Consider the following 25,794-nt stretch of genomic DNA (forward strand, 5'->3'; position numbering starts at 1 on the left):
CGGCGATCAGCGCCCCGGCCGCGCCCGTCAGCGCGCCCGGGCTCGCGACCGAGGACGCGCGGGCGGGATCGGCGGGGCCGGGACGGGGGCGCCGACGTGCCCGACGAGCTCGCCGATGCCCTCGACCGTCATCCGCACCTCGTCGCCCTCGCGCAGCGGCGGCAGGGTGCTGCCGCGCCCCCAGAGCTCGCCGAGGCAGCCGCCGTTGCCGACGGTGCCCGAGCCGAGCACGTCCCCCGGGACGACGCGCGCATTGCGCGAGGCGTACGCGACGAGCTCGGCGAAGGGCCATCCCATGTTCGACACGAGATCCTCGCCGTACCGCTCGCCGTTGACGGACACCTCGGCGCGCAGGGCGAGGAAGCCGTCCTCGTCGCGGAAGCGCTCGAGCTCGTCGGCCGTGACGATCCACGGGCCGAGGCTCGTGGCGAAGTCCTTGCCCTTGCACGGCCCGAGGCGCACCTTCATCTCCCGCGACTGCAGGTCGCGGGCCGACCAGTCGTTCATGATCGTGTAGCCGAAGATCACGGCGTCCGCCTCGGCCGGCGAGAGGTTCGCACCTGCGCCGCCGAGCACCGCGGCGACCTCGAGCTCGAAGTCGAGGCGCTGCGTCTCGGGCGGGGCGATCGTCTCGCCGGGACCGGCGATCGTGTGCGGGTTCGTGAAGTAGAAGGTCGGCGCCTGGTACCACTCGGGCACGACCTCGCTCTTGCCGTCGACCGACGCGCTGACCCCCTCGACGTGCTCCTCGAACGCGACGAAGTCCCGCACGGAGGCCGGCGACAGCGGCGCGCGCAGCGTCACGTCGGCAAGGGGCGCGACCGGATGGCCCGCGCGCTCGCGAAGCGCGGGGAGCGCCCCGAGCCCTGCGGCGAGCACGTCGCCCACCGTGAGCGCGTCGGGGAACGGGATGACCCCCGCGTCCTCGATGAAGCCGTCCTCCTCGCGGCCGGCGCGCGTCCACCGCCCGATCCTCATGCCCGTGCCTCCGCAACCGGAGCGCTCGCGGCATCCGCCCCATGCACGCCCGCGGCGAGCGCGTCCGCCGTGCGGGAGAGCACGGCATCGGCATCCGCGAGCCCCGCCCCCTGCACGAAGCCGACGGGGTCGTCGAGCCCCATGTCGAACGGGAAGTCGCTGCCGAGCACGACGCGGTCGACCCCCGCGACCTCGACGAGCGCGCGCAGCGTGCGCTCGTCGTGCACGACCGTGTCGAACCAGAGCCGGCGCAGGTACGTCGACGGCGGCTCGGCGCAGCCCCGCGCCTCGGGGCGCACCGCCCACGCGCGATCCGAGCGGCCGATCAGCGTCGGCAGGTAGCCCCCGCCGTGCGCGGCCACGATCCGCAGCTCCGGATGACGGTCGAGCACGCCCGCGAAGATGAGGTGCGAGAGCGCGACGGCGTTCTCGGTCGGCTGCCCCACGGTGTTCGAGAGGTAGAACCGGTCGAGGCGCTCGTCGAGCGAGCATCCGAACGGGTGCAGGAACACGATCGCGCCGAGCTCGGCGGCGCGGGCCCAGAACGGCTCGAGCCGCTCGTCCGACAGCTCGACGTCTCCCGCGAACGAGGAGATCTCGACCCCGAGCAGCCCGTGCGCGAGCACCGCGTCGTCGAGGCACTCGACGAGACGCGACGGGTGCTGCAGCGGCACGGTGCCGAGCCCGCGGAGGCGGTCGGGGGCGGTCGCGATGTGCGCCGCGATCTGCCGGTTCGCCTCCTTCGCGATCCACACGCCGAGCTCCTCGTCGGCCCACGGATGGAAGTGGTTCGGCGACGGGCTCACCCACTGCTGCGCGACCCCCTGCTCGTCCATGGCGGCGATGCGCGCGGCCGGGGCGGTGAGCAGCGGGATGCGCGCGCCGATCATGCGGCCGGATGCGGCCAGGCTCTCCGGCCCGTTGCGGCGCGCGTCGAGAGCGTTCGCGGCCGCGAAGCCGTCGGGGTCGCGGCGCGCGACCTCCTCCTGCAGTGCGGGCAGGAGGAGGTGCGCGTGGACGTCGATCGCGCCGCTCATGCGGGCTGCGCCATCTGCTGCGCGACGCCGAAGATGAGGCCGGCCGCGTCGGCGTCGCGGTTGTGCTCGAGCTGCCAGCGTCCGAGCTGCACCGACGCCTCGACGACCGCGGTCGCACGCGGCACGCGGCGGGCGTGGAACGCGTCCCAGAGGCCCTGGTCCACGGCGTCGGCGGCGATGAGGAGCTCCGCGAGCACGATGCCGTCCTCCATCGCCTGCGCGGCGCCCTGGGCGACCGTGGGCGGGCAGCTGTGCGCAGCGTCGCCGATGACGACCGTGCGGCCGCGGTTCCACGCGCCGTCGAGGATGTGCGCCGTGAACCACGTGTAGTTGATGCGGCTCGACTCGGACAGGCTCTCGCGGATGGCGTTCCACGGGCCGCCGTAGGCCGCCGAGAGCCCCTTCATGATCTCCACGGCCTCCGCCGGGGCGACGCCGAAGCGATCCTGCGCGTCCTCGACGAGGAACGCGTACATCGTGTCCTCGCCCGTGGGCGTGTAGCCGGCGATGTACGCGGGGCCGCCGTAGTACAGCTGGCTCTGCGTGACCTCGGCCGGCCGCGGGACGAAGGCGCGCCAGATGCCCATGCCCGTGTGCTCGGGCTGGGTCTCGATGCCGATCAGCTCGCGCACGGTCGAGTGGATGCCGTCGGCCCCGATGAGCAGGTCGTACTCGCCGACGGGCGCGCCGCCGACGTCGACGAGCACCCCGCCCTCGGTCTCGCGCACGCCGGTGACCTTCGCGCCGTAGTGCACGCGCACGCCGAGCGACTCGGCGCGCTCGACGAGGATGCGCGCGAGGTCGGGCCGGTACATGCCCATGCAGGCGGGGAAGTCGGGGCCGCCGGTCTTCACCTCGGGAAGCTCGGCGATGACGGGCGCGTCCGGGCCGGGCGCGCGCAGGGTGAGCCCCTCGAACGGGTAGCCCTGGGCTGCGGCCTGCTCCCACACCCCCAGGCGGCCGAGAGCGCGCAGCGCATTGCCCTGCAGCGTGATCCCGGAGCCGAGCGCCGACAGCTCGGGCTTGAGCTCGTACACGTCGACGGAGACGCCGGCCTCGGCGAGCGGGATCGCGGCGGCCATGCTGGCGGCGCCGCACCCGGCGATCGCGACCTTCGTCACTGCGGTCATGGAAGAACCTCCTCGTTCTCGGATGTGTCTGATGCGGATGGCCCGCGGATGTCGGATGGTCAGAGGATCGCGAGCGGGTTGACCGGCGACCCGACCGCGCCCGTGATCGGGATCGTCGCCGCGGTGAGCAGGAACTCCCATCGTCCCCGTTCCCGGCACGCGTCGGCCAGCCGGTCGAGATCCCACATCTCGCCGACCGTGAGCCCCATGTTGGGGATGACGACCTGGTGCAGGGGCTGGAAGGCCGCGTCGAACTCGTTCGGGCGCACCTCGAAGCCCCACGTGTCGGTCGCGATCGCCGCGATCTCCGAGCGGTGCAGCCATCCGGCCGTCGTGAACGACAGCCCGGCCGAGGGGCCGCCCGCGTAGTCGCCCCAGCCCTCGCGTCGCGCGCGTGCGAGCCGGCCGGTGCGCACGAGCACGATGTCGCCGCGGCCCACGCCGCTCGTCGGGCCCTGCGCGGCGATGCACGCGTCGAGCTCGGCGGCCGTGATCGCGTAGCCGTCCTCGATCTCGCCCGTCTCGGGGCGCAGGAACGCCCCCAGGTCGAGCAGCACCCCGCGGCTCACGAGCCGGTCGGCCGTGTGCTCGATGCCCGTGACGAGGTCGCCGTCGCTCGTGACGACATCGCCCGCGCGGCGCCCGTTCCACGCGAAGCCGCGGTCGAAGATGTGGCCGAGGCCGTCCCACTGCGTCGAGCACTGCAGCGGCATCGCGATCACGTCGTCGGCGCCCCCGATCCCGTGCGGGAAGCCCTGGGCGCCGCGCTCGGCGTCGGTTCCCGTGTCGAGCATCGTGTGCACAGGGTTCGTGCGGCGCCGCCATCCCTTCTGCGGTCCGTCCATGTCGAACGACTGCGCGAGCGAGACGACGAGGCCGTCCTGCACGAGGCCGGCGGCCGTCCGCCGCTTGGCGTCGTCGATGAAGTTCAGCGTGCCGACGACGTCGTCCTCGCCCCAGCGCCCCCAGTTCCGGTACGCCTCGGCCGCCGCCGCGATGTGGCCGGCGGGGTCGGCACGGTCGAGCTCCTGCGGATCCTCGGTGGGCGTCATCGCGCGGTCCCCTCGGCGACGCAGCGCACGACCTGGGCGCCCAGGCCCGAGATCGCCCCGGTCATGACGTCGCCGTCCCGCAGGAACCTCTTCCAGTGCTGGCCGTTGCCCGCAGGGCTGCCCGTGAGGAGCAGGTCGCCCGGGAGCAGCGGCATCGTCTGGCTCGCCGCCGAGATGAGCGCGGGGATGTCGAAGAGGAGATCGCTCGTCGAGGAGTCCTGCATCGTCTGCCCGTTGAGCTCGAGGCGCACGCGCGCGTCCTTCTCGTCGACGAGGCCGGCCGGCACGAGGAACGGCCCGGTCGGCAGGAAGCCGGGCGCGTTCTTCGACCGGTACCAGTCAGTGCCGATCTCCTTCATGTCCTTGCGGAACACGAGGTCGCGCGTCGTGATGTCGTTGACGATCGTGTAGCCCGCGACGTGCTCCATCGCGTCCTCCCGCGAGACGCGGAACGCCTCGCGGCCGATGACGACGGCGAGCTCGAGCTCCCAGTCGTGCACCTCGCTGTAGGGCGGCAGCGCGAGCGGCACGTCGTCGCCCACGACGCACGCGGGCAGGCCGATGAAGAAGTACGGCTCGCCGCTCGCCGCGCGCTCGTCCATCATGTCGGCCGCGAACGCGCGCGCCTCCTCGGGCGTGCGGTCGGTGTTGTTCGTGAGCCCCGCCGCGACGAGCTCGATGACGTGCTGACGGTAGTTCGCCCCCGTCTGCAGCACCTGGCGCGGCTCGACCGGCGCCGTGAGCACGACCTCGTCCAGCGGCCGCCATGGGCCGTCGGTCTCGGCGAGCGCGGCCATCCGCTCCCAGCCGGCGAAGGCGTCCGCGAGGAACGCGTTGAGGTCGGGGGCGCCGAGCTCATCGGGCCCCACGGGCCGGATGCGATCCCCGGCCACGAGGCCGAGGCGCACCTCCGCGCCGTCACGGTAGCGCGCGAGCGCGAAGCGGTTGTCGAGCCGCGGGTGCGACGTCATCGTCATCTCCTCATCATGAAGCGGATGGCCGGAGTCCGGCCCTGGGGACGCGGGAACGCGGGTCGCGTGCGCGACCCGCGTTCCGTCGGCGTCAGCCCCGGCCCTGGACGGCGTAGGGGTTGAGCAGGGCTTCCTTGATCTCGTCCGGCACGCCCTCCTCGGTGGCGGACGGGCCGTTCGCGGGCGGGAACGACTCCGTCATCGACATCGGCATCGCGCCGTTGCGGTAGAAGTTGTTCGAGCCCTGCGAGGGGCGCCACGTGTTCGCCTCCCAGTCCGGCACGTAGTTGCGGTAGCCGCCCGTGTTGAGCTCGATGCGCAGGCTCGAGGGCTCGCGGTAGTAGAGGAACGTCTGCTCGCCGATGCCGTGGATGTTGGGGCCGTACTCGATCGGCGTGCCGTTCTCCATGAGCACGTCGGCGGCGATGAGCAGCTCCTCGCGGGTGTCGACCCAGAAGGCGTAGTGGTTGATGCGGCCGTCGCGGTCGGAGCCGTCGAGCACGACGCCGAGGTCGTGCGACTTCTCGTTGGTCGTCAGCACGCTGAACACCGAGATGGGCGCCTCGTCGAGCACGGTGCGCGCCATGAAGCGGAAGCCGAGGACGCGCACGTACCACTCGACGAACGCGTCGACGTCGCGCGCCGCGATCGTGACGTGGTCGAGCTGGCGCGGGGCGCCCGCGTGAGACGAGCGGCGCGCCGGGCGGTCGGGGTAGATCGACGCCTGGTCTGCGCCCGAGACGTAGTGCTCGACGTCCCAGTGCAGCGTCATGCGGTGCCCCTGCGGACCGACGAAGCGGTAGGCGCGACCGATCGCGTGCCCCTCGAACCACTCGCCCTCGACGCCCTCGGCCTCGAGCCGGCGGACGGCCTCCTCGAGCGCCTCGGGGCTCGTCGTGCGCCATGCGGCGGTCTCGAGCGCGGGCTCGTCGCCCGGGACGACGACGACGCTGTAGCGGTAGTAGTCGCCCCAGCAGCGCAGGTAGACGGCGCCGTCGATGCGGTCGACGACCTGCAGGCCGACCTGCTCCTCGTAGAACTTCACCGACGCCTCGACGTCGGGCGTCGTGATGGCGACGTAGGACAGATGCGAAAGCAGTTTGATCATCTTCGATCCCTTCTCGGGTAGGTCTGCATCCACTCTCCGGCCATCGGGACTATCAGGGAACCCGAATTCTTCGATCCTCGGCATCACTCTGATTTATGACTCGGTGGGCCGCGTGCGCGCTCTTCAGCGCGGCCGATGACCGGCATTCGGATCGCTGATATCGCCCCCTCCCGCTCCCCCGCCGCGCGCTAGATTCGAAGGGACGACAGCGGCGAAGGCGCCGCGCGCGACGGTGGACGAGGGAGTGACACGACGTGATCGACAAGCAGATCCCGACGGCGGCCGAGGCGGTCGCCGACATCCCGGATGGCGCGAGCATCGCGGTCGGCGGCTTCGGGCTCTCGGGCAACCCCATCGCCCTCATCGAGGCCCTGCTCGCGCAGGGGACCACCGACCTCTCGATCGTCTCGAACAACTGCGGCGTCGACGACTGGGGGCTCGGCGTGCTCCTCGGCGCTCGCCGCATCCGCAAGATGACCTCGTCGTACGTCGGCGAGAACAGGGAGTTCGAGCGGCAGTTCCTCTCCGGCGAGCTCGAGCTCGAGCTCACCCCGCAGGGCACGCTCGCGGAGAAGCTGCGGGCGGGCGGCGCGGGGATCGCGGCGTTCTACACGCAGACGGGCGTGGGCACGCAGGTGGCCGACGGCGGCCTGCCGCGCCGGTACGCCGCCGACGGCTCGGTCGCTGTCGCCTCGCCCGCGAAGGACGTCCGCACCTTCGGCGAGCGCGAGTACGTGCTCGAGGAGGCCATCACGACCGACTTCGCGCTCGTCCACGCCTGGAAGGGCGACCGACACGGCAACCTCGTCTTCCGCAAGGCGGCCCGGAACTTCAACCCGCTCGCCGCGATGGCGGGCCGCGTGTGCATCGCGCAGGTCGAGGAGCTCGTCGAGCCCGGCGCCCTCGACCCCGACGCCGTGCACCTGCCCGGCGTGTTCGTGCACCGTGTCGTCGAGGTGGGCACCGACATCGAGAAGCGCATCGAGAAGCGCACCGTCGCGACCGAGGGGAACTGACATGGCACTCACCCGCTTCCAGATGGCCGCGCGCGCCGCGCGCGAGCTCCACGACGGCGAGTACGTGAACCTCGGCATCGGTCTTCCCACGCTCGTCCCGAACTTCGTTCCCGACGGCGTGACGCTCGTGCTCCAGTCCGAGAACGGCATCCTGGGGGTCGGGCCCTACCCGGCCGAGGACGCCGTCGATCCCGATCTCATCAACGCGGGCAAGGAGACCGTCACGACGCTCCCGGGCGCGGCCTTCTTCGACTCGAGCCTGAGCTTCGGGATGATCCGCGGCGGCAAGATCGACGCGGCCATCCTCGGCGCCATGCAGGTGTCGGCGTCGGGCGACCTCGCGAACTGGATGATCCCCGGCAAGATGGTCAAGGGCCCCGGCGGCGCGATGGATCTCGTGCACGGCGCCGGCCGCGTCATCGTCCTCATGGAGCACGTCGCCAAGGACGGGTCGCCCAAGATCGTCGACGCGTGCTCGCTCCCGCTCACGGGGCGGGGCGTCGTCGACCGGATCATCACCGACCTCGCCGTCATCGACGTGACCGCGGACGGGCTCGTCCTCCGCGAGCTCGCGCCGGACGTGACTCTCGACGAGGTCGTCGCGGCCACCCAGCCGGCCCTGATCGTCGCCCTCGAGGAGGAGGCAGCATGAACCCGCAGGACATCGTCATCGTCGCCGCAGCCCGGACGCCGCAGGGGCGGCTGAGCGGGCAGCTCTCGTCGCTGACCGCTCCGCAGCTCGGCAGCGCGGCCATCCGCGGCGCACTCGAGCGCGGGGGCATCGCGCCCGGCGCGGTCGACGCCGTCATCGTGGGCCAGGTGCTCGCGGCCGGATCGGGCCAGAACGCCGCCCGCCAGGCCGCGGTCGGCGCGGGCATCGGCTGGGACGTCCCGTCGCACTCCGTGAACAAGGTCTGCCTCTCGGGGCTGACAGCAGTGATCGACGCCGCGCGGATGATCGCCGTCGGCGACGCCGAGGTCGTCGTCGCGGCCGGCATGGAGTCGATGTCGCGCGCCCCGCATCTGCTCATGGGGTCGCGCACGGGCTGGACCTACGGCTCGGTCGAGGTGCTCGACCACATGGCGCACGACGGACTCACCGACGCGTACGACGGCGTGAGCATGGGGCTCTCGACCGAGAACCACAACCCGCGCTACGGGGTCGAGCGCGCGGCGCAGGACGAGGTCGCCGCGCTGTCGCATCAGCGTGCCGCCGCGGCGGCAGAGGCAGGGGTCTTCGACGCCGAGATCGTGCCCGTCGAGATCCCGCAGCGTCGGGGCGAGCCCGTCGTCGTGACGCGGGACGAGGGGATCCGCCCCGACACGACGGTCGAGACCCTCGCGCGGCTGCGCCCCGCGTTCGCCGAGGGCGGGAGCATCACGGCCGGCAACTCGTCGCAGATCTCCGACGGCGCGTCGGCCGTGGTCGTGACGACGCGCGAGCGGGCCGAGCGCGAGGGATGGCGCGCGCTCGCGACGATCGGAGCATCGGGCCAGACCGCGGGCCCCGACAACTCCCTCCAGGCGCAGCCGGCCGCGGCCATCCGCCGTGCCCTCGAGAAGCAGGGCATCGACGTCGCCGACCTCGATCTCGTGGAGATCAACGAGGCGTTCGGCGCCGTCGTCGCGCACTCGGCACGCGAGCTCGGCCTGTCGTCCGACATCGTGAACATCCACGGCGGCGGGATCGCGATCGGGCACCCGATCGGCGCCTCCGGCAACCGCCTCGTCGTGCACGCCGCCCACGAGCTCGCGCGCCGCGGCGGCGGGACGGCCGTGGTCGCACTGTGCGGTGGAGGAGGCCAGGGCGACGCCCTCGTGCTCACGGCGTGATCGAGGCGTTATCGACCGGCGCTATGGTGATGGCGCCGGTGATCGACGGCGGTGATACGATCCGGGTACGCTCATCGCCGAGCGGACCCGACCCGAGGACCACGCCGCCGTGCCCGATCAGCCGCTGCTCTCACGACTCGACCTGAACCTGCTCGTCTCGCTCGACGCGCTGCTCACCGAGCGCAGCGTGACGCGCGCCGCCGAGCGCCTCCACCTGAGCCAGCCCGCGCTGAGCGCGTCGCTCTCGCGGCTCCGCGCGCACTTCGACGACCCGATCCTGGCGCGACGCGGCAACGCGTACGAGCTCACGCCGCTCGCGATGCGCCTGACCGAGCACACGACGACGGCGCTCGAGGCCGCGCGTCGGGTCTTCGAGAGCCAGGCCGCGTGGAACCCCGAGCAGTCCACGCGCGAGTTCGCGATCTTCGGTTCGGACTACGGCTTCGCGACGGTCGGGCGGACGGTGAGCCGCATCGCCCGCGAGCGGGCGCCGGGCGTGCGCTTCCGGTTCATGCTCCACAACCAGACCATCGTCGAGGACGCCGCCACGCGCCTGCGCGCCGCCGACGCCATGCTCATCCCGCACGGCTTCCTCACCGACCTGCCGTACGCCGATCTGTGGCAGGACGACTGGGTCGGCATCGCGAGCGCCGACGACGCGCGCATCGGCTCGCAGGCCACGATGAAGGACCTCGCCGAGCGCCCGTGGGTGTTCACCTACCAGTCGCGCGAGGCGTTCACATCGGCGAGCCGCCAGCTGCAGCAGCTCGGCATCGAACCCCGCGTCGAGGCGGTCGTCGAGAGCTTCCTCGCCCTCGGCCACTTCGTCGAGGGCACCGACCGGCTCGGCATCGTGCAGTCGGCGCTCGCGCCGATCGTGGAGCGCTCGGCGGCGGTGCGCACGTTCGCGCTCCCGTTCGACGCGACGCCCGTGCTGAACGCCATGTGGTGGCATCCCGTGCACGACCGCGACCCCGAGCACCAGTGGATGCGCGAGCTCTTCGTCGACGCCGCCGCCGAGCTCGGCGCGCGCGCCGACCCGAAGCGGCTTCCGTAGACTCGGGCCGTGGCGCGCGCACGCCGCGCCGCAGCGGGAGGACGACGCGAGGGTGACGGCACGGACGGCTTTCGGCTGGTCTCGCCTGGCGGCGGCGGCCCTGTGCCTGGTCGCGCTCGTCCACCGGCTCGCCTGGGGCCTCAGCTCGCAGACGATCGCCGGTGAGAACTTCCTCGCGTACCTCACGATCCAGTCGAACATCGCCTTCACGGTGCTCGCGACGATCGCCGGGGTGATCGCCCTCCGACACGACGAGGACCCGCCCTGGCTGACCACGGCGCGCGCCCTCATCCTCAGCTGGACGATCACGGCCGGTCTCGCCTTCGCGCTCATCGTCTGGCAGGCGGGGCTGCGCGGCATCCGGATCGACGTGCCCTGGTCGGACGTCGTGCTGCACTTCGTGCTCCCGATCTGGACCATCCTCGCGTGGCTGTTCGGGCCCGGCCGCCGTGCGGCGTCCTGGCGCGTCGTGCCGTTCGTGCTCGTGTACCCGCTCGTGTGGGGCGGCTTCACGATGTGGCGCGGCGCGATCGTCGGATGGTTCCCGTACTACTTCCTCGACCTGCGGCAGGTGTCGGGCTTCGCGGAGTTCGCGGTCACGTGCGCGATCGCACTCGCGATCTTCGCGGGCGTGGCATCGGGGCTCGTGCTGCTGAGCCGCATCCGGCCGACCATCCGCGACGCGGACGGGCGCCCCTGACGCGCGCAGGGCCATCCGCTCGATACGCTCGGAGTTCGCCCCCGATGACGGATGTCGGCGGCGCGATCGACGAGGAGGACCCCCGATGAGCCGGTTCGCGATCGGGGAGCACGACTTCCTGCTCGACGGAGAGCCGTTCCGCGTGCTCGCGGGCGCGCTGCACTACTTCCGCGTGCACCCCGATCAGTGGCGCGACCGCATCCGCAAGGCGCGGGCCATGGGGCTGAACACGATCGAGACGTACATCGCGTGGAACGCGCACGCGCCGCGTCGCGGTGAGTTCCGCCTCGACGGGGGCCTCGACCTCGGCCGCTTCCTCGACGACGTCGCGGCCGAGGGCATGCACGCGATCGTGCGGCCGGGGCCGTACATCTGCGCCGAGTGGGACAACGGCGGCCTGCCGGCCTGGCTCTTCCGCGACGGCGCCGGGGTGCGCCGCTCCGAGCCCCGGTACCTCGACGCCGTGCGCGAGTACTACGCGCAGATCGCGCCCGTGCTCGTGCCGCGGCAGATCGACGCGGGCGGGCCGATCATCCTCATGCAGGTCGAGAACGAGTACGGCGCGTTCGGCGACGATGCGGCCTATCTGCGCGAGGTCGCCGACCTCACGCGCGCGATCGGGATCACCGTGCCGCTCACCACCGTCGACCAGCCCACCGACGAGATGCTCGCCGCGGGCGGCCTGCCCGACCTGCACCGCACCGGCTCGTTCGGCTCGCGGGCGACCGAGCGGCTCGCCACGCTGCGCCGTCACCAGCCCACGGGGCCGCTCATGTGCTCGGAGTTCTGGTGCGGATGGTTCGACAGCTGGGGCGAGCACCACCACACGACCTCGGCGGAGGACTCGGCCCGCGAGCTCGACGACCTGCTCGCGGCGGGCGCCTCGGTGAACATCTACATGTTCCACGGCGGCACGAACTTCGGATTCACGAACGGAGCGAACGACAAGGGGCGGTACATCCCCATCATCACGAGCTACGACTACGACGCGCCGCTCGACGAGACGGGCCACCCGACCGCGAAGTACCGCGCGTTCCGCGACGTCATCGCGAAGTACGCGCCGGTCCCCGACGAGGAGCCAGCGGCCGTCCGGCCCGACGCGCCCGTCTTCGACGTCGCGCTCGACCGCGCGCTCTCGCTGTGGGATGGTCTCGAACTGCTCGGTGCGGAGACCTCGGTCGACCACCTGCCGACGATCGATGAGCTCGACCACTTCGGCGAGTTCACGCTGTACCGCGCCACGCGCCCGATCGAGGCGCCGGGCGTGCTCGCATTCCACGAGGTCCGCGATCGCGCCCAGGTCTTCCTCGACCGGAAGCCGGTCGGGGTGCTCAGCCGCGATCACGGCGAGCGGCGCATCGCGCTGCCCCACGGCGGCGTGCTCGAGCTGCTCGTCGAGGACCAGGGGCGGGTGAACTACGGCCCGCGCCTCGGCGAGCCCACCGGGCTCATCGGGCCCGCGACGCTCGACGGCGCGCCGATCGACGCGTGGGAGGCGGCACCGCTCACGTGGGAGCGCCTCGACGAGCTGGCCGACCGCGCGAGCGCGCACGGATCCGCCGCGCACGCGGGCCCCGGCGTCGCGTTCGGGATGTTCGACGCGCCCGCGGGCCGCGACCTGCTGCTCGACACATCCGGATGGGGCAAGGGCGTCGTGTGGGTGAACGGGTTCTGCCTCGGCCGGTTCTGGTCGCGGGGCCCGCAGCGCACGATGTACGTGCCCGGCCCGGTCGTGCGCGAGACGGGCAACCGGATCGCCGTGCTCGAGCTGCACGCGGGCGAGGCGGTCGCGCGGTTCGTCGCGCAGCCCGACCTCGGCCACACCGAGCTCTGAGACCGCGCTACCCCGCGGACGGGGTCGGCTCGGACGGGGTCGGCTCGGGCGTGGGCGACGCCGGCGCGAAGAACCCGAGCGACTCGAGAGCAGCGGACTGCGCGTCGCCGTCGTCGAGCGCCGCGAACGCCTCGGCCTCGTCGCCGCCCACGAGGCCGACGAGCACGGGCTCGCCGGTCGCGGGCGCGAGATTGAACCAGGTGCGGATGGCGCCCGTCCCGCCGACGAGGTGCCAGATCGCGGCGTCCGTCGCCCAGAACCGCTCCTCGAAGCGGAGCCACACGGTCTCGATCGCGCCCATCCCGAGCGCCGCCACGGCTCCCCGCTGAACGGCCGGCAGCTCGGGCGAGAACTCGATCCCCTGGTGCTTGAGCACGCCGAGCGGCACCGTGACGACGACCCGGTCGTACGACAGGGCCTCCCCCGTCGCGAGACGCAGGCTTACGCCGCGGTCGTCATGCGCGATGCGGACGACGGGCGACGAGAGCGTCACCTGGATGTCGTCGAGCGGCCCCTCGACGAGGCCGGCGAGGTCGCCCGCCGCCGCGCGCAGCGTGTCGGCGGGCAGCGGCGGCGGGAACCAGCACGAGGCATCAGCTGCAGTCGCGCCCGTCGTCGCCGCGAGCCAGGCGAGCGACGCGGCGAGCGCAGGATCGTCGAGGTCGGCGCCCGTCGCGAGCAGTGCGGCCTCGAGCGGCACGTCCGCGGCGCCCGCGCTGCCGCGTTCGACCGCTTCGCGCACGGCGTCGAACGCGAGCGTCGCCGTCTCGCCCTGCTCCGACCATCCGGTGGCCGTGTCGAGGTCGATATCGGGGATCCCGAGCAGCCGCAGGCGCCCGAGGAACGCCTCGTCGTCGTCGCCGAAGGTCCACGCGCCGAGCTGGGCCGGGATCGGCCACGGGTCGTCGGGCACCGAGTGGAGGCGCCCGCCCACGCGGTCGCGCGCCTCGAACACCGTGACGTCGTGACCGGCGTCGGCGAGCGCGCGCGCCGCGACCGCGCCAGCGATGCCCGCTCCCACGACCGCGAGGCGCTCCCCCGAGCCGGCGGCCGCGAGCACCTCGTCGGCGGCGCGTGAGCCCGAGCGGTGCGCGCCCATGACCGTCGCCGGCTGCTCGGCGTCGGTCGCCTCGCCCGCGAAGAACACCCGGTCGCCGACCGGCTGCGCGAGGGCCTCCCGGTGCTGCGGCGTCGCGCCGACCGCGATGAAGCTGCGCGCTCCGCGGGCGTACGGGTCGGCCGACCACGTGCTGCGCAGCCAGGCGGAGGGCACCGGCACGCCGTTCGACGGCGTCGGGATCGGGGCCGGCGTCGACGGCGCAGGCGTCGACGGCCCCGGCTGCGGATCGCCCGTGCACGACGCGAGAAGCATCGCGACGGCGCCCGTGCCGGCGCCGACGAGCAGGGTGCGGCGCGTGATCCTCATCGTGTCGCCAGACTACCCGCCGGCGTCGGGTTCGATCCGGTACCGGAAGGTCCCCCGGTACGCGTACACTCGGCCCACGACGGGCACGTCGACCGTCAGCTCGACGCGCTGGCGGCCGACCGCGTCGTCCCAGCTCTCCCGGAGGCGGACGACGGGCGCCACGCGACGCGGGAGGCGCACCCGCAGGCGCCCCCAGCGCAGCCCGACCGACCGGCTCACGAGCACGAGCGCCCCGTCGTCCACCCGCCCGTCGAACACGGCCGCGAGCGTCGGGGGCTCCCCGAGCCGATCGACGACGCGTCCTGTCTCGGCCAGCGCGACGGCGTCGACCATCGTCCAGTCGCCGCCCGGGAGCCGCAGCTCCCTGCGGGCGAGCGCGCGGCCATCCGCCGTCCGGTTGACGATCCGGAACGGCACGTCGCGCGCCCAGCCGGCCCACACGACGCCGCGCGCCTCGAGCACGCGCAGCAGGGGATGCAGCCAGCGGCGCGGCGTGCCCACCGTGTCGAACACGCCCTCCCCGACGCCGACGCTCCCCTCGGGGATCGTCGAGAAGTACCGCCGCAGGGTCGGATGGAGCTCGTCGATCCGCGCCCCGAGCGCCCGCGCGTACGGCGATCCGGTCACGCCGCGAGCCTACGCGTCGTCGGAGAGGACCTCGTTCGCGATCCGGAACGCCGTGTTCGCGGCGGGCACGCCCGAGTAGATCGCGGACTGCAGGATGACCTCGCGGATCTCGTCGACCGTGAGGCCGTTGCGGAGGGCCGCGCGCAGATGCATCGCGAGCTCCTCGTGATGCCCGTGCGCGATGAGCGAGCTGAGCACGGCGACCGAGCGCGACCGGCGATCGAGGCCAGGGCGCGACCAGATGTCCCCCCACGCGTAGCGGGTGATGAGGTCCTGGAAGTCGGCGCTCAACGGCGTCTGATTCGCCGTCGCGCGATCGACGTGCGCGTCGGAGAGCACCGCGCGGCGCACGGCCATCCCCTGGTCGTAGCGCTCCTCGTCGGTGAGCCCCTGGCCGTCGGGTCGGGTCATCGTGCGATCCCCTCGAAGTGGCGGATGAGCTGCTCGGCGACCGCCGCCGGCTGCTCGGCGGGCGCGAGGTGGCTCGCGTCGGGGATCACGACGGAGCGGCCGTCCTGCACCCCCTGCGCGATCGCCTCGGCGTGGGCGGGCGGCGACACCGCATCGTGCGCGCCCGCGACCGCGAGCACGGGCACCGCGATCTCGCCGAGGCGATCGGCGACGTCGTACTGCGCGAGGGCCTCGCAGCACAGCGCGTAGCTCTCGTCGTCGGCGTCGCTCAGCGCGTGGAGCAGCCGCCCGCTGAGCACCGGCACGCGGGCGATCGAGCCGGGCGCGAACCACCGCTCGGCCGAGCCGCTCACGAGCACGGGCGTGCCCTGCGCGCGCACCTGCGCTGCACGGTCATGCCACGCCTGCGGCTCGCCGAAGCGCGGCGACGCGCACACGATCGCGGCGCGGGACACGAGGCCCGGGTGCCGCAGCAGGAGCTCGAGCCCCGTCGCGCCGCCCAGAGAGACGCCCGCATAGAGGAAGGGCTCGCCGACCGCCTCGGCCACCGCGTCGGCGAGGTCGCCGACCGTGAAGGGCTCCGCGACCGGCTTCGCGGCGCCGTGCCCCGGGAGGTCCCACAGGGCGACGCGGAAGCGCGCGGCAAGGAGCGGGGCGACGCTCTCCCAGAGGATGGTCGAGGTGCCGAGCGAGGGCCCGAGCACGACGAGCGGGGCGTCGGCGGGGCCGACGGGGGCGGTGAGGGCGATCATGCGCTCTCCTCCTCGGTCAGGGGCGAGTGGTCGGCGGCATCCTCGGTCGCGCGGTCGACGGAGGCCCCCGCGAGCCCCGTGTACCGCGCGGGGTCGAGGAGGTCGTCGACGTCGACGCCGTCGACGCCGGCCTCGGCGAGGGCCGCCGCGACGAGCGCACGCAGGTCGCCGCCCGCTCCTGCGGCCGAGACGATGTCCTTCACGCGATCGCGCCCGAGCACGGGGCCCAGCGCGACGGACAGGCGCTCGGCGACGATGAGCCCTCCGGTCGCGGCGAGGTTCCGCTCCACCGCGTCGCGGTTGACGCGGAGCCCCGAGACGAGGTCGACCGCGTGCGCCGAGGCGCCGAGCGCGAGCCGCAGGAGCTCGCGCAGCGTGGGCCACTCGGCATGCCATGCGCCGTCGGGGCGCTCGTCGACGGCGAGGCCGGCCGCCGAGTGCAGCGTCGCGGCGAGGTGCGGGGCGCGGATGGCGGCGGAGCGGATGAGCACCGACCGCGCGGGATTCTGCTTCTGCGGCATGGCGGACGAGCCGCCGCCCGTGCCCTCCGCGAGCTCGCCGATCTCGGTGCGCGACAGCGTCGCCACGTCGGCGGCGATGAGGCCGAGCGCGTCGAGCGCCTGCGCGAACGCGTCTCCGGCCTCCGTCACGGGCCAGCGGGTGACGTGCCAGACGCCGTCGGGAGCCGCGAGGCCGAGCGCCGTCGCGAAGGCGGCCGGCAGCTCGCTCGCGCGGGCGCGCCCCGCGACCTCGACGAACGAGGCGAGCGTTCCGCCTGCTCCGCCCAGCTGCGCGGGGAACTCCAGCGCGGCGAGCCGCGCTCGCGCCCGGCGGACGGCCCGCAGCCAGTTCGCGGCGCGGAGGCCGACGGTCGTGGGCACCGCGTGCTGGGTGAGCGTGCGCGCGGCGGCCGGCACGTCGCGGTACTCCTGCGCGAAGTGCTCGAGCGACCCGACGACCGCGTCGAGCGAGGCGAGCACGTGCGCCGCGGCGTCCTTCGCGACGAGCATGAGCGCCGTGTCGAGGATGTCCTGGCTCGTGGCGCCCCGGTGGATCCACGGCTTGACGTGCGGCCCCGCGAAGATCCGCAGCTCGTTCGCGAGCGGGATCACCGGGTTCCCGCCGGCGACCGCGGCCAGCGCGAGCGCGTGCACGTCGGCCACGCCGAGAGCGTCGGCCTCGGCGCGCACGGCGTCGACGTCCTTCACCGCCCCGACCGCGATGTAGGCCTCGATGAGCGCGCGCTCGGCGAGCACGAGAGCCGACAGCACCGCGGCGTCCGACACCCGATCCTCGCGCCCGGCGGTCACCGGCGAGAGGAGTCCGGCGTCGAAGCGGTCGGGGTCAGTATGCAAGGAAGACGGTCTCCTCATCCCCCTGCAGCCGGATGTCGTGGTGCAGGTAGCCATCGGACGTGCGTGTCGCGATGAGCGTAGCGCGCTCGCCCTCGTCGAGGGAGGCGAGGAGCGGGTCCTGCGCGAGGCGCTCGGGCTCCTCCGGCAGGTAGATGCGAGTGTGCAGCTTGTTGGGAAGCCCGCGCGCCCACAGCACCACCGCGAAGAACGGCGCCTTGCCCTCGATGGGGCCGGGGTTGCGCGTCCAGAACTCGTAGTGGCCCTCGTCATCCGTGAACGAGCGGCCGTAGCCCGTGAACGAATGCCCGTCGCGGCGGAGCGTTCCGCGCGCACGCGGCACCGTGCCATCCGTGTCGGCGCCGAAGATCTCGACGACGGCGTCGGGGATGGGGTGCCCGTTGCCGTCGCGCACGGTGCCGCCGAGCACGATCGCGCCGGGGCTGTGCGGGAAGGCGACCTGCGCCATCCCGTCGAACTCGAGACCGAACTTGAAGAACGGTCCGACGGTCTGGCCGGCGGTGGGGGCGAGCGTCTTATCGCCGAGGTCGCTGCGGGTCATCAGTGCTCGTCTCCCTCGGGCTCGAACCACGTCGCGTCCGGGCCGTCGACGACGATGTCCCAGCGGTAGCCCATCGAGAACTCGGGCACCGTGAGGTCGTGGTCGTAGGTCGCGATGAGCCGCTCGCGGTCCTTCTGGTCGCGGATCGTGTTGTAGATCGGGTCGAGCGCGAACAGCGGGTCGCTCGGGAAGTACATCTGCGTCACGAGGCGCTGCGTGAAGCCGCGGCCGAAGACGGAGAAGTGGATGTGCGCAGGACGCCACGCGTTGACGTGGTTCTTCCACGGGTACGGGCCCGGCTTGATCGTCGTGAAGGAGTACTCGCCGTTGGCGTTGGTGATCGTGCGGCCGGCGCCCGTGAAGTTCGGGTCGAGCGGAGCGGGGTGCTGGTCGCGCTGGTGGATGTAGCGGCCCGCGGCGTTGGCCTGCCACAGCTCGATGAGCTGGTTCGCGATCGGACGCCCCCAGCCGTCGAGCAGACGGCCGCTCACGGTCATCCGCTCGCCCTGCGGCTCGCCCGCGTGCTGCAGCGTCAGGTCGGACTCGATCGCCGCGACATCCCGCTCGCCGTAGGCGGGCGACCACAGCTCGATCGTCTCGGGGTCGACGAGCTTCGGGTTCTTCGTCGGGTGACGCAGGATGCTCGACCGGTACGGGGGGAAGTCGTAGAGCGTGCTGGGCACGTTCTCCCCCGCGGCCACGCGCGCGGCGGCGTCGGCGTGGATCTGCCGGATCTCCTCGGTGATCTCGGCCTGGCTGACCTGATCGGGCGAGGCGAGCAGCGACTCGGGGGCCGCCGCGGTCTGCTCTGGCGTCATGGTGTCTCCTTCGACGAGCTGCCGGTCCAGTGTGGCGCGACCGCCGCGCCGGCGGGCGGGATTCTCCCGGTGAGTGGGAGGAGCGGCCGGGAGGGGCGGCGGAGGGGCGTTCGGGCGGCGGAGCGCGGCGAGGGGCGGCGTTCGCGGGACACAGCGCAGGAGTTCCGGGCGCGACGCGGATGGCGGGCCGCGTGATTCCGGGGGCGGGCAGCCGCGAAGGCGCGGGAACTCCTGCGTCGTGTCCCGGGCGAATGGCCGGAGCGAGCTCGTCAGCTCGCGTCGCGGAGCTCGCGCGTCAGGGCGGCGGCCGTCTGCCGCACGAGAGCCGCGAGGCGCCGCTCATCCGCCGTGTCGATATGCGCGACGACGCCGATCGCCGTGGGCGGGAGACCGCGCACGTGCCCGAGCATCGCGGCGATCGAGATGTTGCCGAGGGTCATCTCCTCGCGCGCGACCGCGTAGCCGCGGGCCTTGGTGGCGGCGAGGTCGGCGCGCACGGCCTCCTCGGACGTGAGGGAGTGCACGGTCTCGCGCTCGAGCGGCGCCCGGAAGAACTGCCGCAGCCACTCCTCCCCCTGCTGCGCGAGCATGGCCTTGCCGACGCCGACGGTGTGGAGCGGGTGGCGACCGCCCATGCGCGACAGGGTCGGGATGGATCCGTGGCCCGTGACGCGTCCGACGTAGAGCGCGGATGCGCGTTCGGGCGTCGGCGCCTCGAGCACCGCGAGGTGGACGTTCTCGCCCGTCGCCTCGTAGAGCCGCTGCATGTGGGGCAGCGCGGTCTCGCGCAGCCGGAGGGACAGCGGCGAGAGCTCGCCCAGCTCCCACAGCCGCGGCCCGACGATGTAGCGCCGCCCCGGAGCGCGGGCGAGCAGGCCGTGGTCGACGAGCTGGGCGAGGATGCGGTGGAGCGTCGACGACGACAGCCCCGTCTGCTCCGACAGCCGCGTCGCGCTGAGATCGGGCTCGTCGGCCGTGAAGCACGCGAGGATCCGCATCGCCCGCGTGAGGACCCCTTCGCCCTCTCCCTCCACTCCCATGTCTCGATTGTCGCGCCTCTGGGCCATCCGAACCCGCACGACTCGAGACATGGAGACCTGGCCGGATGGCCTCCCCGCGTCCCCCGAATCGGATCCGTGCGACAAGAGTCGCCCCCTGCGCACGACACGCGCACACGCGCCCCAGCCATCCGATTCCGGTCACGCACGACGCGAGACCTGCCCGGGCGGCGGGCGACAATGGCCCCATGGCGAACTCCCCGTCGGGCGACTCGGTCACGAGCGGATCGTGCGCGTGCTCGAGACGTTCACGACCGACCGCACGGTGCAGACGACCGCCGAGATCGGCCGACGCGCCGGCCTGCCCTCGTCGACGGCGCATCGGATGGTCGCCGACCTCGTCGCGTCGGGGCTGCTGGAGCGGGATGGCGAGCGCCGCATCCGCCTCGGCCTGCGCCTGTGGGAGCTCGCCGAGCGCGGTTCCCTCGCCCTGCGGCTGCGACAGGTCGCCCTGCCGTTCATGGAGCGCGTGCAGAGCCGGATCCGCGAGCACACCCAGCTCGCAGTGCTCGAGCGGGGCGAGGCGCTCTTCCTCGAGCGCCTCTCGTCGCCGACGTCGGGCGCCAACATCACGCGCGTCGCCGGGCGGCTGCCCCTGCACGCATCGTCGTCGGGTCTCATCCTCCTCGCGTTCGCTCCGGAGGAGGAGCGCGAGCGGGTGCTCGCCGAGCCGCTCGCCGCGGTCTCACCGGAGACCGTCGTCGACCCGATCGAGCTGCGGCGCCGCCTCGGCGCCATCCGACGCGACGGATTCGTCGTCGCCGAGGGCTCGATCGAGTCGGTGTCGACCGGCGTCGCCGTCCCGGTGCGGGATGGCCGGGGCCCGGTGATCGCGGCCCTGTCGGTCGTCCTGCCGCGCGAGGCGCCGACCGCCGGCGCGGTCGAGGAGCTCCGTGCAGCGGCGGCCGGGATCTCCGCTTCGCTCGGCGCGTCCCGGCGCTGACGGCTCGGGACACGATTCCCGTTGAACGGGAACAAGCGCGCAGCCAACCCGTCCCGCCGGGGAGACTCGTGCCATCCCGACCACGTCGAAGGAGACGGACATGACCGAGCGCACGCGCGTCGCCATCATCGGAGCCGGCCCGGCGGGCCTCCTCCTCTCGCACCTGCTGGGCCGTCAGGGGATCGAGTCGATCGTCATCGACCAGCGCTCGCGCGAGCAGATCGAGACGACCATCCGCGCCGGCATCCTCGAGCAGGGCACGGTCGAGATCCTCAGCGAGACCGGGGCATCCGACCGCGTGCACACCGTCGGGCGGCGCCACGAGGGCATCGAACTCGCGTTCGCCGGCGAGCACCATCGCATCGACTTCGCCGCGACGGCGGGCAGGGCCGTGTGGCTCTACCCCCAGCACGAGGCGCTCAAGGACCTCATCGCGGCGCGACTCGCCGCCGGCCAGGACCTCCGCTTCGAGGTCACGGCAGAGCGCGTCGAGGACGCCGAGTCGGATCGGCCCCGCCTCATCGCGCGCGACGCGTCCGGCGCGCCGGTCGAGATCGAGGCCGACTGGATCGTCGGCGCGGATGGCTCGCGCTCGGTCGCGCGGTCGTCGGTCAGCGGGCAGCGGGCGGGGTACTTCCGCGAGTACCCGTTCGCGTGGTTCGGCATCCTCTGCGAGGCGCCGCCGAGCGCCGAGGAGCTCATCTACTCCAACTCGGCCGAGGGCTTCGCGCTCATCAGCCAGCGCAGCCCCGAGGTGCAGCGGATGTACTTCCAGTGCGACCCAGAGGCCGACCCGGATGCGCTCAGCGAGGCCGAGCTGTGGGAGACGCTGCAGGCGCGCGTGCCCGGCACGACGCTCAAGGAGGGGCGCATCTTCCAGCGAGACATCCTGCGGTTCCGCAGCTTCGTGGCCCACGAGCTGCGCCGCGGCCGCGTCGTGCTCGTCGGCGACGCGGCGCACACGGTCCCGCCGACGGGCGCCAAGGGGATGAACCTCGCCGTCGCCGACGTCGTGCTCCTCAGCGAGGCGCTGCGCAGCGCGCTGGCCGACGGCGACGACGCGCTCGTCGACGCCTATCCCGAGACCGCGCTCCAGCGGATCTGGAAGGCGCAGCACTTCTCCTGGTGGATGACGAGCATGCTGCACCTGCAGCCGGAGGCGAGTGACTTCGACCGCCTGCGCCAGCTCGGGGAGCTCCGCACCGTCGTCGAGTCGGAGGCCGGACGCACCTACCTCGCCGAGGCGTACACCGGATGGCCGATGCCCGGCATCGAGGCCGTGCTCGGCCGGTAGGCACCCCGGGAGGGACGCGCGACCGCCGGTGCGTGCGGCGGTGGCGCGGGCGTGCGGCGGCGCGGGCGTGCGGCGGCGCGGGCGTGCATGCGGCGGTGGCGGCGCGTGCGTGCGTGTCTCACCCGCTGCGGGATTCCAGCCCGCTAACCCGCCAAAACCGAGACATCAACACCTCCACCCCACACACATGCGCGGCGGTCAGTGCGTGCGTGTCTCACCCGCTGCGGGATTCCAGCCCGCTAACCCGCCAAAACCGAGACACGACCACTCAGGCCTCTACCAACCCGCCCGCGCCCGCCGCCGGAGAAAGACCGGGAGCAGGAGAAAAGACCGAGAGCAGGACGATCGGGCGAAGATCGTCCTGCTCTCGGCGGATTGTCCTGCTCCCGGAGCGGGACAATTCACCGCCCCAGGTCGGAAGCAGCTCAGCCGGCCGCCGGCACCGCCCGCGCCGCGCGCACCGCATCCGCATACACCGCGGCACTGGGCTTGGGCGTGCGCGCGAACGTGTCGCGGTCGACCGACACGAGGCCGAGCTTGGGGCCGTAGCCGAAGATCCACTCGAAGTTGTCCATGAGCGTCCAGTGGCAGTAGCCGAGCACGGGCGTGCCCGCCGCGATCTCCTCGCCGAGGGCCTCGAGCGCCGCCGGGATGAACGCCGCGCGCTGCGCGTCGTCGTCGGTCTGGATGCCGTGCTCGGTCACGAGCACGGGCACGCCCGACACCTGGTGCGCGTAGCGGACGGCGCCCGCGAGCGACGCCGGCTCGATGACCGTGCCCATCCCGTTGCGCGGCCCTTCGGGGACGACCTCGCCCGAGGCGTCGTGATAGGTCCGCTCGTAGTTCTGCACGCCGATGAAGTCGTCGTCGCGGGCGACCTCGAGCCAGTGGTCGTAGACCGCCGCACGGCACGCGTCGCGACGCGCCTCGCCGCCGGGCAGCGCGACCTCGTCGGCAATCGCGATCGAGACGCCGACGGGGAGGTCCGCCCGCCGCGCCTGGACGGCGGCCTTCGCGGCGCGGTGAGCGACGGTGAACGCCTCCTGGAAGTCGGCCTGCGCCTCGGCCGGCAGCACATTCGACGCGAAGTAGCGCTCGGCGCCGGCCGCCCGCGCGGCCGCGGCGAGCATGTCGCGCTTGAGCTGCTCGGCGACCGGAGGCAGCTTGTCGCCCGCCTGCAGCAGCTGCTCGAGGTTCGGCTCGTTGAGCGTCACGACTGCCTCGAGGCGGTCCCCGAAGCGCGCCATGACGCGGTCGGCCTGCTCGGCGAACAGAGCCGCGGCGTCGGGGGCGAGCCAGGACCCCGCGGCCGAGAACCAGTGCGGCGACGCGAAGTGGTTGAGCGTCACAAGGGGGGCGAGGCCGCGCTCGAGCGCGGCGTCCACGACCCGCTCGTAGTGGTCGAGCTCCTCCTGCGACACGACGCCGCGCTCGGGCTCGATGCGCGCCCATTCGACCGAGAAGCGGAAGGCGCTGAGCCCGAGGCCCGCGACGAGGTCGAGGTCGCTCTCGAAGAGGTCGTATGCGCGGCAGGCCTCACCCGAGCGCTCCCGGAACAGCGTCGGCGTCGTGTTCTCGAGGAACCAGATGTCGCTGTGGACGTTGCCGCCCTCGTTCTGGTGGCCGGCCGTCGCGACGCCCCAGAGGAAGCCGTCGGGGAAGGAGGTCATGTCGTCACTGCTTTCTTCGGGATTCGATCGAGGAGGGATGGCCGCTCGCGCGGGGCGGCCATCCGAGGTCAGCGCGCTCCGCGCACGAAGAGGATCACGAGGCCGCCGATCACCGCGGCGATCGCGCCAGCGATGAAGAGCGCGGCGAAGTTCGGGCCGGCGGGCCCCGCGCCGATCGCGAGGAGGGCGGGCGCCGCCGCGGCGACGATCGTCACGGGCAGGTTGTCGGCGATCTTGAGGATGCCGAGGTCCTTCGCGGGGTTGTCGGGGTCGGGGAGCACCTGCGTCGCGAGCACGAGCTCGACCGCGAAGTACACGCCCTGGCCGAGGCCGACGACCGTGCACGCCACGAGGTAGAACCCGAAGTCGGGCGCGAGCGAGGCGAGCACGAGGCCGACGGCGAGGATGACCGCGGCGACGAGGATGAACGGCTTGCGGACGCCGAGGCGGTCGCTGAGCTTCCCGACGAGGGGAGCGACGAGCATCGTGATGCCGAGGTTCACGACGACGGTGAGCAGGATGGCCGTGCCGAGTCCTGCAGGCTCCATGTGCAGCTTCTGCAGCAGGTAGATCGCCTGGTATCCGTTCAGCGCGGCGACGCCCGAGAACACGAGCATGCGGCTCGTGAAGACCCAGGTGAACGCGGAGTGCTTGAGCGGGTTCACCCAGAACACGCGCAGCGCGGCTCGCAGGTCGAAGGGCGGCTGCGGGAACTCCCACTTCGGGTCGCGGACGACCACCGCGAGCACGAGCATCCCGATGACGGCGAGAGCGGTCGGGATGCCCACGAGCGGGAGGAGCTGCTGCCCGAACGGCACCGCCACGGCCATCCCGAAGAGCGCGCCGATCGGCGTGCTCATGCTCACGAGCGCCGTGGCGACGCCGCGCTGGTCGGCGGGCAGCTGGTCGGTGAGGAGCGCCATGACCGTGACGTTGGCCGCGACGAATCCGGTCGTGATGAGGAGGTGCGCCGCGACGAACACGGGCACGTTCGGTGCCGTCACGAGCAGGATGGCCCCGAGCACGAACGCGATCGCCCCCACGACGAGGTATGGCCGGCGCCGGCCGAAGCGCGACCGCGTGCGGTCGCTCAGCGTGCCGACGATGGGCAGCGCGAACAGCGTGAGGATGCCCGCGACCGCGCTCGAGATCGAGATCGTCGTCGTCGCGGTCGCGGCGTCGATCTCCGTCGCCTTGAGCGTGAGGGTGAGGAGCGCCGCCGACATCTGGGCGGCGGCCGCGCCCACCATCGCGAGGACGAGGAAGAACGTGAAGCCGCGGGGGCGCTTCACGCTCTGGCGGAACGCCTCGGTCGGGGTGAGCTCGCGCAGGGTGTCGGTCGTGATCGCGGGGGCCGCGCCGAACGGCGTGGCCGCGGGGGCGTCTTCGGGGATGGTCATGGTGGCTTCCTTGCCGATGGGGGCCGTCGGGTCGGCCGTCTCTTCGTCGATGGGGTCCCGTCGCCGGGATGCGGGAGACGCTAACACGAAAAGTTAAAGGGTTCAATGTTTTTGCGCGGATCCTGGTACGGTGCTGACATGGCAGGACCCCGAGGCGAGTACCGGAAGAGCGCGGAACGGCGCGCGCAGATCCTCGACGCCGCATTCGCGGTGTTCGCGAAGAACGGGTACACCGCGAGCTCGGTGAACGAGATCGCGCGAGCCGTGGGCATCACCCAGACGGGCGTCCTCCACCACTTCGCCGGCGGCAAGATCGCCCTCCTGCGCGCCGTTCTCGAGCAGCGCGACGCGCGCGCCGAGGGCGTCCTCGAGGCGCGGCGCGGCCGCGACTTCCTCCTCGGCCTCGTCGAGATCTCCCGCGCGCAGGCCGCCCAGCGCGGTGTCGTGCAGCTCTACCGCAACCTCTCGGCCGAGGCGGTCGACCCGGACCATCCCGCGCACGAGTACTTCCACGCCCGCCTCGAGCGCATCGCCGACGCCGTCACCCGCGCGTTCGCCGAGGTGCGCGACGACGGAGGGCTCCGCGATGGCGTCGACCCGCGCACCGCCGCACTGCGCACGATCGCGATGACGGAGGGCCTCGAGCTCCTCTGGCTGAACGGCTTCGACGTCGACATGGCCGACGACATCCGCGACTTCATCGACGGCTATCTCGTCGATCCCCTCTGACCCGACCACGACCGTCCGCGGACGCCGTCGTCCGCC

General features: G+C 72.9%; 25 protein-coding genes. 9 read left to right on the top strand and 16 right to left on the bottom strand.

The window, feature by feature from the left end:
* Window positions 1-27: 27 nt before the first annotated feature.
* The 6 genes from PKE79_RS06950 to PKE79_RS06975 form a co-directional block, all read right to left on the bottom strand.
* Window positions 28-978, bottom strand: coding sequence for a fumarylacetoacetate hydrolase family protein (locus tag PKE79_RS06950; protein WP_271172955.1), 951 nt, complete (start codon window positions 976-978; stop codon window positions 28-30).
* Entirely contained in the window at window positions 975-2,015 is a 1,041-nt protein-coding gene (locus PKE79_RS06955) for an amidohydrolase family protein (protein WP_271172956.1), read from the bottom strand. Before PKE79_RS06955 ends, PKE79_RS06950 begins: the two co-directional genes overlap by 4 nt.
* Complete coding sequence (locus PKE79_RS06960) at window positions 2,012-3,145, bottom strand: FAD-dependent monooxygenase (protein WP_271172957.1); 1,134 nt, start codon at window positions 3,143-3,145, stop codon at window positions 2,012-2,014. Before PKE79_RS06960 ends, PKE79_RS06955 begins: the two co-directional genes overlap by 4 nt.
* A gap of 59 nt (window positions 3,146-3,204) precedes the next feature.
* Window positions 3,205-4,197: a cyclase family protein gene (locus PKE79_RS06965; RefSeq protein WP_271172958.1), complete on the bottom strand. Its 993-nt coding sequence runs from the start codon at window positions 4,195-4,197 to the stop codon at window positions 3,205-3,207.
* Window positions 4,194-5,174, bottom strand: a complete 981-nt coding sequence (locus PKE79_RS06970) for a fumarylacetoacetate hydrolase family protein (RefSeq protein ID WP_271172959.1) — start codon at window positions 5,172-5,174, stop codon at window positions 4,194-4,196. The genes PKE79_RS06965 and PKE79_RS06970 overlap by 4 nt, the downstream gene beginning before the upstream one ends.
* An 85-nt stretch (window positions 5,175-5,259) precedes the next feature.
* Complete coding sequence (locus tag PKE79_RS06975; RefSeq protein WP_271172960.1) at window positions 5,260-6,276, bottom strand: VOC family protein; 1,017 nt, start codon at window positions 6,274-6,276, stop codon at window positions 5,260-5,262.
* Window positions 6,277-6,530: 254 nt separating this feature from the next.
* On the opposite strand from PKE79_RS06975, the gene PKE79_RS06980 reads away from it, so the two are divergent.
* From PKE79_RS06980 to PKE79_RS07005, 6 genes are all read left to right on the top strand, one after another.
* The gene (locus PKE79_RS06980; protein WP_271172961.1) at window positions 6,531-7,292 is read left to right on the top strand and encodes a CoA transferase subunit A; all 762 of its coding nucleotides are present in this window, start codon (window positions 6,531-6,533) and stop codon (window positions 7,290-7,292) included.
* A 1-nt stretch (window position 7,293) separates the two neighbouring features.
* The gene (locus PKE79_RS06985) at window positions 7,294-7,944 is read left to right on the top strand and encodes a CoA transferase subunit B (protein ID WP_271172962.1); all 651 of its coding nucleotides are present in this window, start codon (window positions 7,294-7,296) and stop codon (window positions 7,942-7,944) included.
* On the top strand, window positions 7,941-9,125 hold the full coding sequence (locus PKE79_RS06990) for an acetyl-CoA C-acetyltransferase (RefSeq protein WP_271172963.1): 1,185 nt from the start codon (window positions 7,941-7,943) through the stop codon (window positions 9,123-9,125). Before PKE79_RS06985 ends, PKE79_RS06990 begins: the two co-directional genes overlap by 4 nt.
* A gap of 109 nt (window positions 9,126-9,234) precedes the next feature.
* Window positions 9,235-10,182 carry a LysR family transcriptional regulator gene (locus PKE79_RS06995; RefSeq protein WP_271172964.1) on the top strand — a complete coding sequence of 316 codons (948 nt, stop codon included), beginning with the start codon at window positions 9,235-9,237 and terminating at the stop codon, window positions 10,180-10,182.
* A 52-nt stretch (window positions 10,183-10,234) separates the two neighbouring features.
* The gene (locus PKE79_RS07000; protein WP_271172965.1) at window positions 10,235-10,882 is read left to right on the top strand and encodes a Pr6Pr family membrane protein; all 648 of its coding nucleotides are present in this window, start codon (window positions 10,235-10,237) and stop codon (window positions 10,880-10,882) included.
* An 85-nt stretch (window positions 10,883-10,967) separates the two neighbouring features.
* A complete protein-coding gene (locus PKE79_RS07005) occupies window positions 10,968-12,716 on the top strand; it encodes a glycoside hydrolase family 35 protein (RefSeq protein ID WP_271172966.1) in 1,749 nt (582 codons plus the stop codon).
* A gap of 7 nt (window positions 12,717-12,723) precedes the next feature.
* Here the strand turns inward: PKE79_RS07005 and PKE79_RS07010 are convergent, their stop codons facing one another.
* The 8 genes from PKE79_RS07010 to PKE79_RS07045 form a co-directional block, all read right to left on the bottom strand.
* Window positions 12,724-14,142, bottom strand: coding sequence for a flavin monoamine oxidase family protein (locus PKE79_RS07010; RefSeq protein ID WP_271172967.1), 1,419 nt, complete (start codon window positions 14,140-14,142; stop codon window positions 12,724-12,726).
* A gap of 12 nt (window positions 14,143-14,154) precedes the next feature.
* Entirely contained in the window at window positions 14,155-14,769 is a 615-nt protein-coding gene (locus tag PKE79_RS07015; RefSeq protein WP_271172968.1) for a DUF4166 domain-containing protein, read from the bottom strand.
* Window positions 14,770-14,778: 9 nt separating this feature from the next.
* Window positions 14,779-15,180 (bottom strand): 4-carboxymuconolactone decarboxylase, encoded by a 402-nt coding sequence (gene pcaC, locus PKE79_RS07020; RefSeq protein WP_271172969.1) that lies wholly within the window; start codon window positions 15,178-15,180, stop codon window positions 14,779-14,781.
* Window positions 15,177-15,932: an alpha/beta fold hydrolase gene (locus PKE79_RS07025; protein ID WP_271172970.1), complete on the bottom strand. Its 756-nt coding sequence runs from the start codon at window positions 15,930-15,932 to the stop codon at window positions 15,177-15,179. The genes pcaC and PKE79_RS07025 overlap by 4 nt, the downstream gene beginning before the upstream one ends.
* A complete protein-coding gene (locus PKE79_RS07030; protein WP_271172971.1) occupies window positions 15,929-17,287 on the bottom strand; it encodes a lyase family protein in 1,359 nt (452 codons plus the stop codon). The genes PKE79_RS07025 and PKE79_RS07030 overlap by 4 nt, the downstream gene beginning before the upstream one ends.
* On the bottom strand, window positions 17,277-17,846 hold the full coding sequence (pcaG, locus tag PKE79_RS07035) for a protocatechuate 3,4-dioxygenase subunit alpha (RefSeq protein ID WP_271172972.1): 570 nt from the start codon (window positions 17,844-17,846) through the stop codon (window positions 17,277-17,279). Before pcaG ends, PKE79_RS07030 begins: the two co-directional genes overlap by 11 nt.
* Window positions 17,846-18,664, bottom strand: coding sequence for a protocatechuate 3,4-dioxygenase subunit beta (gene pcaH, locus PKE79_RS07040; protein ID WP_271172973.1), 819 nt, complete (start codon window positions 18,662-18,664; stop codon window positions 17,846-17,848). The genes pcaG and pcaH overlap by 1 nt, the downstream gene beginning before the upstream one ends.
* A gap of 269 nt (window positions 18,665-18,933) precedes the next feature.
* Window positions 18,934-19,704: an IclR family transcriptional regulator gene (locus PKE79_RS07045; RefSeq protein WP_271172974.1), complete on the bottom strand. Its 771-nt coding sequence runs from the start codon at window positions 19,702-19,704 to the stop codon at window positions 18,934-18,936.
* Between the two features lie 247 nt (window positions 19,705-19,951).
* Between PKE79_RS07045 and PKE79_RS07050 the strand changes: the two genes are divergently transcribed.
* A complete protein-coding gene (locus tag PKE79_RS07050) occupies window positions 19,952-20,665 on the top strand; it encodes an IclR family transcriptional regulator (protein WP_271172975.1) in 714 nt (237 codons plus the stop codon).
* A gap of 100 nt (window positions 20,666-20,765) precedes the next feature.
* Window positions 20,766-21,959 (top strand): 4-hydroxybenzoate 3-monooxygenase, encoded by a 1,194-nt coding sequence (locus PKE79_RS07055; protein WP_271172976.1) that lies wholly within the window; start codon window positions 20,766-20,768, stop codon window positions 21,957-21,959.
* A 425-nt stretch (window positions 21,960-22,384) separates the two neighbouring features.
* Here the strand turns inward: PKE79_RS07055 and PKE79_RS07060 are convergent, their stop codons facing one another.
* Together PKE79_RS07060 and PKE79_RS07065 are read right to left on the bottom strand one after the other, a co-directional pair.
* A complete protein-coding gene (locus tag PKE79_RS07060) occupies window positions 22,385-23,629 on the bottom strand; it encodes a glycoside hydrolase family 1 protein (protein WP_271172977.1) in 1,245 nt (414 codons plus the stop codon).
* A 68-nt stretch (window positions 23,630-23,697) separates the two neighbouring features.
* Window positions 23,698-25,029 (bottom strand): MFS transporter, encoded by a 1,332-nt coding sequence (locus PKE79_RS07065; protein WP_271172978.1) that lies wholly within the window; start codon window positions 25,027-25,029, stop codon window positions 23,698-23,700.
* A 138-nt stretch (window positions 25,030-25,167) separates the two neighbouring features.
* Here PKE79_RS07065 and PKE79_RS07070 point away from each other — a divergent pair, with 138 nt between their 5' ends.
* Complete coding sequence (locus tag PKE79_RS07070; RefSeq protein ID WP_271172979.1) at window positions 25,168-25,758, top strand: TetR/AcrR family transcriptional regulator; 591 nt, start codon at window positions 25,168-25,170, stop codon at window positions 25,756-25,758.
* The last annotated feature ends 36 nt before the right edge of the window (window positions 25,759-25,794 follow it).

Origin of the sequence: Microbacterium barkeri (assembly GCF_027921765.1) — a bacterium.
GTDB lineage: Bacteria > Actinomycetota > Actinomycetes > Actinomycetales > Microbacteriaceae > Microbacterium > Microbacterium barkeri.